Below are 12986 nucleotides of genomic sequence, written 5' to 3'. Positions count from 1 at the left end.
GTCCACAGGCGAGGTGATGGGCGTGGGCAAGACCTTTGGGGAAGCGTTCGTGAAGAGCCAGCTGGGCGCGGGCACCAAGCTGCCGACGTCGGGCAAGGTATTCCTCACCGTGAAGAACAACGACAAGCCCCGCGCGGTGGACATTGCCCGCCAGCTGGTGGCGCTCGGCTTCGACCTGGTGGCGACCAAGGGCACCGCTGCGGCCATCGCCGAGGCGGGCGTCCCGGTGGTGGTGGTCAACAAGGTCACGGAAGGCCGTCCGCACATCGTGGACATGATCAAGAACAATGAGATTGTCATGGTCATCAACACGGTGGAAGAGCGCCGCAATGCGATTGCAGACTCTCGCGCGATCCGCACCTCGTCGCTGCTGGCCCGCGTGACCACCTTCACCACCATCTTTGGTGCCGAGGCGGCCGTCGAGGGCATGAAGTACCTCGACAAGCTCGACGTGTATTCCGTGCAGGAACTGCACGCTCAACTGGCTGCCTGACCGGGTTTTTGCGGTGGCTTTTGCCGCCGCAAACACGGCATAATTGCAGCCGAACTAACACCGCCGCGCGGCAACGTGCGGCGGTTTCCTTTTGTAGATGTGCCATGTGCACCCGCCAGTGTTTTGCGGGGCGCAGCGTGGCGACAGATCGGTGGAAGTGCATTGCACTTTCACCGTTTTGACTTGTGGAGACTCAATCTCATGGCCACCATTCCAATTACCAAACGCGGCGCCGAAATGCTCAAGGAAGAGCTGCACCGACTCAAGACCGTGGAGCGTCCCGCTGTGATCTCGGCCATTGCCGAAGCGCGTGCGCAGGGCGACCTGAGTGAAAACGCCGATTACGACGCCGCCAAGGACCGCCAGGGCTTTATCGAAGGCCGCATTCAGGAGATCGAGGGCAAGCTCTCGGTGGCCCAGGTCATCGACCCCAGTGCGGTGGATGGTGGCGGCAAGGTGGTGTTTGGTGCCACGGTCGAGCTGGAGGACGAAGAGTCGGGCGACACGGTGAAATACCAGATCGTCGGGGAAGACGAGGCGGACCTCAAGCGAGGCCTGATCAATATTTCCAGCCCCATCGCGCGTGCCCTCATTGGCAAGGAGGAGGGCGACACCGCTGAGGTGCAGGCCCCCGGTGGCATCCGCCGCTATGAAGTGGTGGCGGTCAGCTACCAGTGATGGTGTGATGGCTGCCATGTGGCTAGGCATGCGCCCGCGACTTCCCGTTCTGGTGGCGGCCTTGTGGTGGGGCAGTCTCACCACCATCGGCTTTTTGGTGGTGCCGCTGTTGTTCGCCTATCTGCCATCCCCTTCCCTGGCGGGACAGATGGCGGCCCGGCTGTTTGCGGCGCAAACCTGGGTGGCTGTGGTGTGCTGTGTGGTGCTGCTGCTGCTGTCCAGACCTCGGCATGGGGTGACCCAATATCCGTGGGCACGCGCTGCCATGCTGTTCGTTCTGGGCGGCCTGCTGCTGGCGTTGCTCAACCAGTTTGGTGTGGCGCCCCGCATTGTGGCCCGGCAGGACTTGCGTCTGTGGCACAGCGTGGGGACGGTGATGTACGCGGTGCAATGGGGCTGCGCCTTGGCAGTGTTCTGGCAAACGCTTCGGCCAGGAGCGCACACGGCAGTGGAAGAGTGGTCCGCCAGCGATTGACAGTCAGGCAAGCGACTCGCTGACAGACCTACTGCGGCGTGGACTTTTCTTTTGAGGACAAGCCTGCCCGCCGCCGCGCCTATTCGTGCCAGTGTTCCGCCACCCAGGTAGCTGGACGGATGTAGCGGAAGCGGCGGTTGCGCCTCCCCGCCAGCGCATCCGGGGGATTGCATTCCCCGTGAAAAATCACGATGCGTGCGCCGTCGGGCACAAACGGAGCGCGCCAGTAATTGGTGGGCCACGGCGGTATACCGTGGTACTTGAAACTGGGGCACCATGCAGCGGGCCAGTATTGCAGCTTGCCCTGCTTGTGCAAGAAGTCGGACAGGTAGGCCTGTTCGTTACGAAACTGTGCGCGTATCTCCGCGAAGTGTTCGCGAAAATACGCCAGCACATCAGGATGGGCGCCAAGCTCGAAGCGGTAGACCGACGAGTTTCCCGTGATGCGCCATGGGCGTTTGTAGTCGTGAATGATCAGGAATTCGCCGGGCTGGGTGAAAAAATCATCCAGGCTGCCGGTGACGACCACATCCACGTCCAGAAACAGGGCGGTGCCCCGCAGGCCATGCAAGTCTGCGCTGAACGTGGCCAGCTTGGTCCAGCCCCGCTCGGGAATGCCGGGCGGTAGATCCAGTGCAGGAATGGGCAGGCATTGCACTTCGCTACGGATTCCGGTGCTGTCATCGGTGAGGCAGACAAAACGGAAGTCTCCGCTCAGATGCCGGCGCACCATGGCGTACAGCCGGTTGACGTATTCGGGGCCGTATTTCGTGCCCCATTTCATGCAGAGGATGTGGCGCGTCGGCGCCATGCCGGCAGGTGCTGCAATGGTTGCAGATGCTGCTTCAGCGGTCATCAGTCAGCCTGGCGCTTCTTGATGGATTTTTGCTTGGGCTTGGCGCGCTTGATTTGGCCGCCTGACGTGAGGCGCTGGTTGCCGAGCACACGCAACTGCTTGATCTCGGGGCGCTGACCACCCCGTTTGCTGTACTTCAGCACCTTGACATCGCGTGGGCCGGGCATCCGGTCTTCGTCGATGGTTCGCTCTTTGACAGGCTGGGGCCGCCACAGCACCAGCAGTTTGCCGATGTGCTGAATGGGTGCAGCGTTGAGTTCGGCGGTCAGCTCCTGGTACATCAGCTCGCGCGCCACGCGGTCGTCGTTGAAAACACGCACCTTGATCAGGCCATGGGCGTTGAGGGCGGCGTCGATTTCCTTCTTCACGGCAGGGGTGAGGCCATCGCCGCCGATCAGGACCACGGGGTCCAGGTGGTGGGCATTGGCGCGTTGTTCCCGGCGCTCGGCAGGAGTCAGTTGAATTTGGGGCATACCCGTATTATGTCTGCGGCCCGTGGTGGGGTGACTCCACCTCCCAAGTGCGGCAAGGCTTTCAAGTCACCAGCTACAGCGATTGTCGAGAGACAATACCGCCATATGAAAGTCAAAACCCAGAGCAAGAAGGTGAACAAGGCGTGGCTCAACGACCACGTGAACGACACCTATGTCAAATTGGCACAGAAGGAGGGTTACCGCGCCCGTGCCGCCTACAAGCTCAAGGAGATTGACGAGCAACTGGGCCTCATCAAGCCTGGTTATACGGTGGTCGACCTGGGCTCCACACCGGGGGCGTGGAGCCAGTATCTGCGCAGGCGCATGTCGCCCGCTGGCGCCGCTGCGGGGCAGCTCAACGGGGTGATCATTGCGCTGGACATTCTGCCCATGGACCCCATTGAAGGCGTTACCTACTTGAACGGAGACTTTCGCGAGCCCGAGGTGCTGGAGCGCCTGGAGCAGGCGCTCGACGGCCGGGTGGTGGACGTGGTGGTGTCTGACATGGCGCCCAACCTGTCGGGCATCGAGTCGGCCGATGCAGCACGGATTGCGCATTTGGTGGAGTTGGCTGTGGATTTTGCGTGCAACCATTTGAAACCGGAAGGCGCCCTGGTGGTCAAGCTGTTCCATGGCAGCGGATACAGCGATCTGGTCACACTGTTCAAGCAGACCTTCAAGGTCGTCAAACCCTTGAAACCCAAGGCGTCGCGCGACAAGTCGTCAGAAACCTTCCTGGTGGGCATGGGGCTGAAAAAGCAGCCTGTCTAGGCTTGCCTCAGGTCAAGAATCCGTGAACTTTGGCTGCAAAGCCCGTGCTGATTCCATGGGCGTGAGGGGGAATAGAGCTGGTCCCGTGGCTTGAAAGACCTAAAATGGGCCGCACATGCGTGCCATGACGGCAGTGTGTCCGTTTTCTGTTCCCTGCAACTGGAGCCCCGCTTGAACAATCAGTGGTTTTCAAAAATTGCCGTATGGCTGGTCATTGCCATGGTGCTGTTCACGGTGTTCAAGCAGTTTGACACTCGCAGCGGCGCCAGTGCAGGCCACGTCGGGTATTCCGAGTTTCTGGACGAAGTCCGCAACAACCGCATCAAAAGCGCCACCATTCCCGAAGGGCTGAGCGGTGGCGAGATTGTTGCGGTCACCACCGATGATCGCAAGATCCGCACAAACGCTTCGGTGCTGGACCGTGGTCTGGTGGGTGACCTGCTGAATCACAACGTCAAGTTCGACGTGAAGCCTCGTGAGGAAGGCTCCTTGCTCATGACCCTCCTGGTCAGCTGGGGGCCCATGTTGCTGTTGATTGGCGTGTGGGTGTACTTCATGCGCCAGATGCAAGGTGGCGGCAAGGGCGGCGCGTTCAGCTTTGGCAAGAGCAAGGCTCGCATGCTGGACGAGAACAACAACCAGGTCACGTTCGCTGACGTGGCCGGCTGCGACGAGGCCAAGGAAGAAGTCAAGGAAGTGGTGGACTTCCTCAAAGACCCACAAAAGTTCCAGAAGCTCGGCGGCCGTATTCCCCGTGGCCTGCTGCTGGTGGGGCCTCCCGGCACTGGCAAGACCCTGCTGGCCAAGTCCATCGCTGGCGAAGCCAAGGTGCCGTTCTTCAGCATCTCCGGCTCCGACTTCGTGGAAATGTTCGTTGGCGTGGGCGCGGCGCGCGTGCGCGACATGTTCGACAACGCCAAGAAGAACGCTCCCTGCATCATCTTCATCGACGAAATCGATGCGGTGGGCCGCCAGCGTGGCGCTGGCCTGGGTGGTGGCAACGACGAGCGTGAACAGACCCTGAACCAGATGCTGGTCGAGATGGATGGCTTTGAAACCAACCTGGGCGTCATCGTGGTGGCTGCCACCAACCGCCCTGACATTCTGGACGCCGCCCTGCTGCGTCCAGGCCGTTTTGACCGCCAGGTGTATGTGACGCTGCCCGACATCCGTGGCCGCGAGCAGATCCTGAACGTGCACATGCGCAAGATCCCGATTGGTCAGGATGTGGCGCCTGGCATCATCGCCCGTGGTACCCCCGGCATGAGTGGTGCCGACTTGGCCAACCTGTGTAATGAAGCCGCCCTGATGGCTGCCCGCCGCAATGCGCGCACCGTGGAGATGCAGGACTTCGAGAAGGCCAAGGACAAGATCCTCATGGGTCCCGAGCGCAAGAGCATGGTCATGCCCGAGGAAGAACGCCGCAACACGGCTTACCACGAGTCAGGCCATGCGCTGATCGGCAAGTTGCTGCCCAAGTGCGACCCCGTGCACAAGGTCACCATCATTCCCCGCGGCCGTGCTCTGGGCGTGACGATGAGCCTGCCCGCACAGGACCGTTACAGCTATGACCGCGAATACATGCTCAACCAGATCAGCATGCTGTTCGGTGGCCGCATTGCCGAAGAAGTGTTCATGAACCAGATGACCACCGGCGCCAGCAACGACTTTGAGCGCGCGACCCACATCGCCCGCGACATGGTCACGCGCTACGGCATGACCGATGCCCTGGGGCCGATGGTTTACGCCGAGAACGAAGGCGAAGTGTTCCTGGGCCGCTCGGTCACCAAGACCACCACCATGAGCGAACAGACCATGGAAAAGGTGGACATGGAAGTGCGCCGCATCATCGATGAGCAGTACAACCTCGCCCGCCGCCTGATCGAAGAGAACAGTGACAAGATGCACGCCATGGCCAAGGCCTTGCTCGAATGGGAAACCATCGATACCGAGCAATTGGACGACATCATGGCGGGCAAGGAGCCTCGTCCTCCCAAGGACTGGACGCCACGCACCCCTCCCTCTGGTGGTGATAACTCTAGTGGCGGCACTCCAGCTGTAGCCACGGATACTGCACCGACGGCGGCCTGACCAGGCTCGCGGTCCAGCCGTTTGAACGGGGCCTTGTGCCCCGTTTTTCATGGGGGCCATCGGTTTTTCTTGCGGAATGCTTTGTCGAGCCGCTATTTCGAAATCTGCACGGGTGTGATCGGCATGATCTGGCAAACCTCTCGCTTCGCAATTGACTTGGTCCGTCCCCAGGTCATGGGCATCGTCAACGTCACTCCCGATTCTTTCTCCGATGGTGGGCGCCATGGCTCCACGGCTGCTGCGCTACGGCATTGCGAACAGCTGTTGAAAGAGGGCGCAGATATCCTGGACATCGGTGGTGAGTCCACCCGCCCAGGCAGCCCTGCTGTGCCGCTGGATGAGGAGCTGTCTCGTGTCGTTCCCTTGGTGCGTGAGGCTGTGGCGCTGGGTGTCCCGATTTCGGTGGACACCTACAAGCCGGAGGTCATGCGCGCTGTGTTGGATCTGGGGGCTGACATCGTCAACGACATCTGGGCCCTGCGGCAGCCAGGAGCTGCGGCAGCGGTGGCTGCGCACCCGCAGTGTGGTGTGTGCCTGATGCATATGCACCGCGACCCGCAGACCATGCAGCAGGCGCCTATGGGGGGAGATGTGGTGCCCCAGGTGCTATCATTTTTGCAGCTGCAGGCGCATAATCTACTAGCGCTTGGGGTCGAAAAGGCTCGTATCCTGCTGGATGCGGGCATTGGGTTCGGCAAAACGGTGGAACAGAACTTTGCGTTGCTGGCACGACAGTCCGAGCTCTTGGCTGCTGGCTACCCGCTGCTGGCGGGATGGTCGCGCAAGTCATCGCTGGGCACGATCACCGGGCTGGAGGTGAGCCAACGCATGGTACCCAGTGTGGCCGCCGCCTTGCTCGCGGTGGAGCGGGGCGCGTCGGTAGTGCGTGTGCACGATGTACGCGAGACGGTGGCGGCACTGGCAGTGTGGTCTGCGATGCAGCGATCTGGCTGAGGGGCCAGTGATTCGAGAGCAGGTAGTTGGGCATCAAGTCCTCGCCTTTGACAACAACATACTGAGATCCGTACGAGGAGACGCCAGAACATGACACGCCAATACTTTGGAACCGACGGCATTCGCGGCACTGTGGGGCAGCCGCCCATCACACCGGATTTTGTGCTGCGCCTTGCCCATGCTGTGGGTCGCGTGTTACGCCGCACGGAAGAGCGGCCCACAGTGTTGATCGGCAAGGACACCCGCATCTCTGGCTACATGCTTGAAAGCGCGCTGGAGTCTGGCTTCAACTCGGCAGGGGTGGATGTAGTGCTGCTGGGGCCGTTGCCCACGCCAGGCGTGGCTTACCTGACCCGCGCCCAGCGCGCCAGTCTGGGCGTGGTCATCAGCGCCAGCCATAACGCCTACCCTGACAACGGCATCAAGTTCTTCAGCGCGCAAGGCACCAAGCTGTCGGACGCCTGGGAGCTGGCGGTGGAAGCCGCACTGGCCGAACCACCCGTCTGGGTCGATTCGGCCAGCCTGGGCAAGGCCCGGCGCCTGGATGATGCGGCCGGGCGCTACATCGAGTTTTGCAAGAGCACGTTTCCCCAGGACCTGACGCTCAAGGGCCTGAAGATTGTGGTGGACGCTGCCCACGGAGCCGCCTATCAGGTGGCGCCCAAGGTATTCCACGAGCTGGGTGCGGAAGTGCTGTCGATTGGCTGCGCACCCGATGGCCTCAACATCAACCACGAGGTTGGTGCGACACACCCCGACGCATTGGTGCGCGCTGTGCGCGCGAACCGTGCCGACTATGGCATTGCCCTGGATGGGGATGCAGACCGGCTGCAGATTGTGGACGCCACTGGGCGGCTGTACAACGGTGACGAGCTGCTGTACCTGATGGCCGCAGACCGCATGGGCCGTGACGAGCACGTACCTGGCGTGGTGGGCACGCTGATGACCAACATGGCGGTAGAGGTGGCGCTACTGGCCAAGGGAGTGAAGTTTGTACGCGCCAAGGTCGGTGACCGGTACGTACTGGAAGAACTGGCGCGCCACCACTGGGTGTTGGGCGGGGAGGGGTCCGGGCATCTGCTGGCCCTGGACCGACACACCACCGGCGACGGTTTGGTCAGTGCCCTGCAGGTGCTGCAGGCTTGTGTGCGCAGTGGCCGCACGCTGGCGCAGCTGCTGGCAGGCATCACGCTCTACCCACAGGTCTTGCTCAACGTCCGACTGGCGCCAGGGCAGGACTGGAAGGCCAACCATTTATTGGCAGAGGCCACGCAGGCGGTGGAGCAGCAGTTGGGCTCCGCGGGCCGCGTACTGATCCGCGCCAGTGGCACCGAGCCTCTGCTGCGTGTGATGGTGGAGGCGCGCGACGCGCAGTTGGCCAGCTCTTGCGCTCAGCGCCTGGCCGACGCAGCCCGCGCGGGTTGAGGTCTTGGTCTATCGGCGGAGCGCAGAGCAGCGTCCGTCGCGCTGGAGGGGGTCTTGAGGCCGCTCAGAGTGCTGGTGTGTGTTGCCGCATGAAGCGTTCCAACTGCTCCGCGGGCAGTGGCGTGCTGAAGTGGTAGCCCTGCGCTTCGTCGCAACCTTGTTCGTGTAAAAAGGCCAGTTGCCCCTCGGTTTCCACACCTTCGGCGGTAGTACGCATGCCCAGCGCCTGCGCCATGCGGATGATGGCGCTGACGATGGCGCGGTCGTTGCTGTCGTTGCCCAAGTCGCGCACAAAGGATTGATCGATCTTGAGCTTGAAGATCTGGAACCGCTTGAGTTGGCTGAGTGACGAATAGCCCGTGCCGAAGTCGTCCATCGACATCCGCACTCCACGCGCATGCAACTGGTCCATGGTGGCCACCGCCGCATGGGGGTCGTCCACTGCCACCCCCTCCGTCAGTTCCAGTTCCAGCGAATCGGGGGGCAGGTCAAACTCCGCGAGCACCCGGCTCACCAGCTCTGGCAGCTGTGGCTGGCGAAATTGAATGGCTGACAGGTTCACTGCCATTGTGAGTTCGGGAAACCCGCAGCTGCGCCATGCCTTGAGCTGGGCCAGCGCTGTGCGCAGCACCCACTCGCCGATCTGCAGAATCTGGCCGCTGTCTTCGGCGATGGGGATGAACTCTCCCGGAGAAATCGCACCGAGCTGGGGGTGTTGCCAGCGCAGCAGGGCTTCCACACTGCGCACAGTACCCGTGGCCAGGTTCATCTGTGGCTGGTAGTGCAGGTGGAACTGTTCGCGCTCCAGCGCACGGCGCAACGCGTTTTCGAGCTGCAGGGCCCGTACCGACTGGGCCTGCATCTCGGGGGTAAAGAAGCGAAAGGTGTTGCGTCCGTCCAGCTTGGCGCGGTACATGGCCACGTCTGCCGACTGGGTCAAAGTATCGAAATCGTGTCCGTCCTGGGGGAACAGCGCAATGCCCATCGACGGGGCCATGGTCAGTTCGTGGTGATCGATCTGGTACGGCTGACGGGATGCCTCCTGCAACTTGCTGGCAACCCGGGCTGCACCCCGCGCATCGGCGCCTGGCAAAAGCAGGATGAACTCATCCCCTCCCAGGCGCGACACCGTGTCCTTGTCGCGCACCACCGCACGCAGGCGCTTGGCAATTTCGACCAGCAGCACATCGCCCACCCGGTGGCCCAGAGAGTCGTTCACGTGCTTGAAGTGATCCAGGTCCAGGAAGATGACGGCCAGCGGCGTCTGGTTCTCCTGCGCCACCCGAATGGCCTGCTGCGCACGTTCTGCCAGCAGGGCACGGTTGGGCAGACCGGTCAACGCATCGTAGTGGGCCAACCAGTAAATGCGCTCCTGGTCGGCCTTGCGGTCATTGATTTCACGGTGCAGGTTTTCCACTGTCTCGCGCAGCTCGCGCGTGCGGTCTTGCACCTGCCGCTCCAGCTCCTCATGGGCCTGGGCCAGCACCGCCTGCGCGCGTTTGCGGTCGGTGATGTCCATGGTGATCCAGATGGTCCCCTGGGCAGGGTCGGCGGGATCGATGCATTTGCTGCGCACTTCGCAAATCACAGGAGTGCCGTCCTTACGGCATAGCTCCACCTCGCCCTCGTACGACTGTCCGGCCACCAGCGAGGGGTAGCAGCGGTCGCCCACTTCTTGCCAGGCAGCATCGCTGGCGTACCAGCGACGCGACGAGCTGCCCATGAGTTCGCCCGGCTCAAAGCCCAGCATCTGTTCAAAATGGTGGTTGCAGCGGGTCAGATGCCGGTCTCGCAGAAAGACGATGCCGACCATCGCGCTGTCAAACAGCAATTGCTTTTCCCGCACAGCGGCATTTAGCGCGGCGTGGGCACGCTTTTGCTCATCGATGTCGTCCACGATCCAGATCGAGCCTTCTCCGGTGTCGTGCGGGTTGATCAGGCGCCCCGTGAGGCTGCCCCAGAACAGTGTGCCGTCCTGGCGACGCAACTGGCGTTCAATCCGGAATGACTGCCCTTGGGCCAGCGCGGGATAAGCCGTGCGCCCGAGGTCGCGGAATGCATCCCGGTCTGGATAGAAGGCTTCGGTGTTGAGCCCTACCAAGTGGGCGGGGCTGGCATACCCAAAGATTTCGGCATACCGCTGGTTGCATCGCACCACGCTGCGCTGGCGCAGGAACACGATACCCACTCCCGCGCTGTCCAGGAGGGTTTGTTGTTCACGCAAGGTGCGTTGCAGGGGGGTGTCAGGGGGCACTCCGGCGCGCTGCGAGGGCGGAGTGCTGAACAGCGAATACATAAGACCAGAACAGGCGGCTGGGCCAGACGGCCTCAGAAAAGTGTGCCAAAGTGTAGCAGCGGCAGCTTACAAGCCGTTTGAGGGTATGCCTCAGGTACAGCGCTGCAGGTTCTGCCGTACGGCTGATGCAAGTGCAGTCGCCAGGAGCTCTGGCGCGAGAGGGTGCAGAGACACGTTGCCCGGCGTTTTTAGCGTCCCAAGTGTTCCCGCAGATAGGCCTCAAAGGCATCGGCTGCCAGGGGGCGACTGAACAGGTAACCCTGGCCTTCGTCGCAGCCCTGCGCGCGCAGAAATTCCAGCTGGCCATCGGTCTCCACCCCCTCGGCGGTCGTTTGCATGCCCAAGGCCTGCGCCATGCGGATGATGGCGCTGACAATGGCCCGGTCATTGGCGTCGTCGTCCAGGTCGCGCACAAACGACTGGTCGATCTTGAGCTTGTAGATCTGGAAGCGCTTGAGGTAGCTCAACGACGAATATCCCGTGCCAAAGTCATCCATCGACAGCCGGACGCCCCGGTCATGCAATTGGTCCATCATGGCCAGTGCAGCAGCGGGGTCGTCTACCGCAGCCCCCTCGGTCAGCTCCAGCTCCAGCCGACGCGCAGGCAGTCCGGCTTGTTGCAGGCAGCGTGTCACCATCTCGGGCAACTGGGGGTGGCGGAACTGCACCGCCGACAGATTGACTGACACAGCCCGCAGTGGCAATTGAAGGTCCAGCCAGCGCTTGGCGTCATGCACGGCAGTGTTCAGCACCCACTCGCCAATTGCGACGATCATGCCGCTGCTTTCTGCCACAGGGATGAACTCCGCCGGGGACACCATGCCCAGCTCAGGGTGGCTCCAGCGCAGCAGCGCCTCGGCACCGACTACTTGGCGCGTGGTGAGTGACACCTGGGGTTGGTAGTGCAGCTCGAACTGGTTGCGTTCCAGTGCCCGGCGCAGTGCGTTTTCGATCTGCAAGGCTCGGGCGGTCCGCGCCTCCAGGTCGGCGGTGAAAAAGCCAAAGCGGTTGCGCCCGCTTTGCTTGGCACGGTACATGGCGGCATCAGCGCGCTGGTACAGGGTGTCGAACGAGTCTCCGTCCGCCGGATACATGGCAATGCCTACGGACAGGGTGGTGGTGAGTTCGTAAGGCTCCACCTGAAACGGCTGCGCCACGGCCATCAGCAAACGGTTGGCTACGTCGGCCGCCTGCAGGGCCGAGGCAGCGGGTAGCAGCAGCAAAAATTCATCCCCTCCCAGGCGCGATACGGTGTCCTGTGTGCCCAGCAGGGACTCCAGCCGTCGCGCTACTGCCACCAGCAGGATGTCGCCAATGCGGTGCCCCAGCGAGTCGTTGACGTTCTTGAAGTGGTCCAGGTCCAGGAACAGCAAGGCCAGCGTTCCGCCCCGCGCTTGCTCTTGTTCGATGTGGCGTTGGGCGCGCTCTGCCAGGAGCGCACGGTTGGGCAGGTCAGTGAGGGGGTCGAAATGCGCGAGGCGCTGGATGCGGTCCTGAGCCTCGCGTTGCAGGGTGACGTCGCGGAACAGCGTGATGGAGTGGGTGGTGCTGCCATTGCCATCGCGCACGCGGCTGACGGACAGCCACTGGGGGTAGGTCGATCCGTCCTTGCGGCGGCCCCAGGCTTCGCCTTCCCAGTGCCCTTCTTTGGTGAGATGGGTGTACACCAGGTCGGCGTCGAAGTCTCGGGTGGACTCTGCCACCGTGAGCAGGCGCATCGACTGACCTACGGCCTCCGCTTCGGAGTAGCCGGTGATGCGGCTGAATGCCCGGTTGATGCGCACGATGGTCTGGGCCGCATCGGCAATCACGATGGCCTCGCCGCTCTGGTCAAACACCTGGGCCGTCAACTGCAGTTGTTCTTGCGACCGCTTGCGTTCTGAAATGTCGCGGGACAGCACGATGAACCTGGGTTTTCCTCCCGCTGATCCCGCCTTGCGGGCCGCAGAAAGTTCGAACCAGGTGGGCCCCAGGCCAGGCAGGTCCAGCATGATCTGGCGTCCGGTGGACCATCCCTGGGATTGCGCTTCATTGAGCACATCCATCACCGTCAGTGCAGCCAGGGCAGGTAACACCTCGGTGACATTGCGGCCGATCAATTGCTCAGCAGGGCCCATGAGCAACTCGGCACGAGGGCTGTGCACGCTGCAATAGCGGCCGTCCTGGTCGATTTCAAACAACGGATCGGGAATTGCATCGATGGTGGCGCGCAGCTGCTGCTGTGTGGCCTGGATCTCGGAGGTCCGCTGGGCCACCTGTGTGGCCAGACCGCGCTCGTGCGCCTTCAATTCGACGAGCAAGCGCGCCAGGTAGCCCATCAGCAACGCAAACAGCAAGCCCAAGGCGCAGCGCAGAGCCAGCACATCTGGCGCACCCCATCCCTTGACGGGTGTCAGGCTGAGCGTCCACTGGCCATTGGGCAGGGTCAGGGACCGGCCAACAGCGTCACCGGTGGGCGGAGGGTCAGACGTCGC

General features: G+C 62.5%; 10 protein-coding genes and 1 pseudogene. 7 read left to right on the top strand and 4 right to left on the bottom strand.

What is annotated here, in order from left to right; genetic code table 11:
• The 3 genes and pseudogenes from carB to DBR23_RS21335 form a co-directional block, all read left to right on the top strand.
• A pseudogene (gene carB, locus DBR23_RS21345) lies at positions 1–493 on the top strand (carbamoyl phosphate synthase large subunit); the annotation flags it as partial.
• Positions 494–694: 201 nt separating this feature from the next.
• Positions 695–1171, top strand: a complete 477-nt coding sequence (gene greA / locus DBR23_RS21340; protein WP_056067220.1) for a transcription elongation factor GreA — start codon at positions 695–697, stop codon at positions 1169–1171.
• A gap of 28 nt (positions 1172–1199) precedes the next feature.
• Positions 1200–1646 (top strand): DUF4149 domain-containing protein, encoded by a 447-nt coding sequence (locus DBR23_RS21335; protein ID WP_108499525.1) that lies wholly within the window; start codon positions 1200–1202, stop codon positions 1644–1646.
• Positions 1647–1725: 79 nt separating this feature from the next.
• On the opposite strand, the gene DBR23_RS21330 is transcribed toward DBR23_RS21335, so the two are convergent.
• On the bottom strand, positions 1726–2457 hold the full coding sequence (locus DBR23_RS21330; protein WP_369882150.1) for a glycosyltransferase: 732 nt from the start codon (positions 2455–2457) through the stop codon (positions 1726–1728).
• A gap of 44 nt (positions 2458–2501) precedes the next feature.
• Positions 2502–2975 carry a YhbY family RNA-binding protein gene (locus DBR23_RS21325; protein WP_056067223.1) on the bottom strand — a complete coding sequence of 158 codons (474 nt, stop codon included), beginning with the start codon at positions 2973–2975 and terminating at the stop codon, positions 2502–2504.
• A gap of 105 nt (positions 2976–3080) precedes the next feature.
• Here DBR23_RS21325 and DBR23_RS21320 point away from each other — a divergent pair, with 105 nt between their 5' ends.
• The 4 genes from DBR23_RS21320 (at position 3081) to glmM (ending at position 8216) form a co-directional block, all read left to right on the top strand.
• Positions 3081–3746: an RlmE family RNA methyltransferase gene (locus DBR23_RS21320; protein WP_056067225.1), complete on the top strand. Its 666-nt coding sequence runs from the start codon at positions 3081–3083 to the stop codon at positions 3744–3746.
• 171 nt (positions 3747–3917) lie between these two features.
• A complete protein-coding gene (ftsH, locus tag DBR23_RS21315) occupies positions 3918–5837 on the top strand; it encodes an ATP-dependent zinc metalloprotease FtsH (RefSeq protein WP_056067227.1) in 1920 nt (639 codons plus the stop codon).
• Between the two features lie 123 nt (positions 5838–5960).
• Positions 5961–6791, top strand: a complete 831-nt coding sequence (folP, locus tag DBR23_RS21310) for a dihydropteroate synthase (RefSeq protein ID WP_056743713.1) — start codon at positions 5961–5963, stop codon at positions 6789–6791.
• Positions 6792–6881: 90 nt separating this feature from the next.
• Entirely contained in the window at positions 6882–8216 is a 1335-nt protein-coding gene (gene glmM, locus DBR23_RS21305) for a phosphoglucosamine mutase (RefSeq protein WP_108499523.1), read from the top strand.
• A 64-nt stretch (positions 8217–8280) separates the two neighbouring features.
• Here the strand turns inward: glmM and DBR23_RS21300 are convergent, their stop codons facing one another.
• Both DBR23_RS21300 and DBR23_RS21295 read right to left on the bottom strand, forming a co-directional pair.
• Entirely contained in the window at positions 8281–10512 is a 2232-nt protein-coding gene (locus DBR23_RS21300) for an EAL domain-containing protein (RefSeq protein WP_056743598.1), read from the bottom strand.
• Between the two features lie 188 nt (positions 10513–10700).
• Positions 10701–12986: bifunctional diguanylate cyclase/phosphodiesterase (locus DBR23_RS21295; protein ID WP_233250647.1), on the bottom strand; the 2286-nt coding region annotated here is incomplete at its 5' end.

Origin of the sequence: Acidovorax sp. HMWF018 (assembly GCF_003061035.1) — a bacterium.
Taxonomy (GTDB): domain Bacteria; phylum Pseudomonadota; class Gammaproteobacteria; order Burkholderiales; family Burkholderiaceae_C; genus Acidovorax; species Acidovorax delafieldii.
This window is presented reverse-complemented; position numbering and strand designations above follow the sequence as displayed.